Source organism: Klebsiella sp. ME-303, from assembly GCF_007910085.1.
Lineage (GTDB): Bacteria > Pseudomonadota > Gammaproteobacteria > Enterobacterales > Enterobacteriaceae > Klebsiella > Klebsiella michiganensis.
This window is the reverse complement of record NZ_VOJB01000072.1, coordinates 86,519-88,031: the sequence shown is the minus strand read 5'-3', so window position 1 is coordinate 88,031 and position 1,513 is coordinate 86,519. Positions and strand designations below refer to the sequence as shown.

The 1,513-nt window shown below is 56.4% G+C and carries 2 protein-coding genes; both read left to right on the top strand.

Features of this window, described 5'->3' with window-relative positions; genetic code table 11:
* Positions 1 to 210: 30S ribosomal protein S21 (rpsU, locus tag FQK12_RS11160; RefSeq protein WP_222435539.1), on the top strand; the 210-nt coding region annotated here is incomplete at its 5' end.
* Between the two features lie 111 nt (positions 211 to 321).
* On the top strand, positions 322 to 1,513 hold a 1,192-nt coding region (dnaG, locus tag FQK12_RS11155), incomplete at its 3' end, for a DNA primase (RefSeq protein ID WP_146295720.1).

The window sequence follows — 1,513 nt, the reverse complement described above, 5'->3', positions numbered from 1 at the left end:
GTAATTAAAGTACGTGAAAACGAGCCGTTCGACGTAGCTCTGCGTCGCTTCAAGCGTTCCTGCGAAAAAGCAGGTGTTCTGGCGGAAGTTCGTCGTCGTGAGTTCTATGAAAAACCGACTACCGAACGTAAGCGCGCTAAAGCTTCTGCAGTGAAACGTCACGCGAAGAAACTGGCTCGCGAAAACGCACGCCGTACTCGTCTGTACTAATCTGTTGAGAGCGACGCTCTCAATTCAGACCGAGTTGTAGTTGTAAGGCCGTGCTTCCGAAAGGAATGCGCGGCTTATTTTCGTTTATAGTCATCAGAAATAACGGGGCTTATGGCTGGACGAATTCCACGTGTATTTATTAGCGATCTGCTTGCCAGAACCGACATCGTCGATCTGATCGATGCGCGGGTAAAGCTGAAAAAGCAGGGCAAAAATTTTCACGCGTGCTGTCCGTTCCATAACGAAAAAACCCCCTCTTTCACCGTCAACGGTGAAAAACAGTTTTACCACTGCTTCGGCTGCGGGGCGCACGGCAATGCTATCGACTTCCTGATGAACTACGACAAGCTCGAGTTCGTGGAAACGGTCGAAGAGCTGGCCGCCATGCACAACCTCGAAGTGCCTTATGAAGCAGGCAACGGACCCAGCCAGATAGAGCGCCATCAACGGCAGAACCTCTACCAGTTACTGGATGGTCTGAATGCGTTTTATCAACAGTCTCTGATGCAGCCCGCCGCCGATCCTGCGCGCCAGTACCTGGCGAAACGGGGGTTAAGCAGCGAGGTGATTACGCGCTTTGCCATCGGCTATGCTCCCCCAGGTTGGGATAACGTTTTAAAACGGTTTGGCGGCAATCAGGAAAACCGCCAGTCGCTTATTGATGCCGGCATGCTGGTCACCAACGATCAGGGACGCAGTTACGACCGCTTCCGCGAACGGGTGATGTTCCCCATCCGCGATAAGCGAGGCCGGGTGATTGGGTTTGGCGGACGGGTGCTGGGCGATGCCCTGCCGAAGTATCTGAACTCCCCGGAAACCGACATATTCCATAAAGGCCGCCAGCTGTATGGCCTGTATGAAGCGCAGCAGGATAACCCCGAACCACCGCGTTTGCTGGTTGTCGAAGGGTATATGGACGTCGTGGCGCTGGCGCAGTACGACATTAATTATGCCGTGGCCTCGCTGGGTACCTCGACCACGGCCGACCATATCCAGCTGCTGTTCCGGGTGACGAATAACGTCATCTGCTGCTACGACGGCGACCGGGCCGGCCGCGATGCCGCCTGGCGCGCGCTGGAGACGGCGCTGCCGTACATGACCGATGGTCGCCAGCTACGCTTTATGTTTCTGCCTGACGGCGAAGACCCGGATACGCTGGTGCGTAAAGAGGGCAAAGCGGCGTTCGAGGCGCGGATGGAGCAGGCTCAGCCGCTCTCCACGTTCTTGTTTAACAGCCTGCTGCCGCAGGTCGATCTGAGTACTCCGGACGGGCGCGCGCAGCTGAGCACGCTGGCGCTGCCGC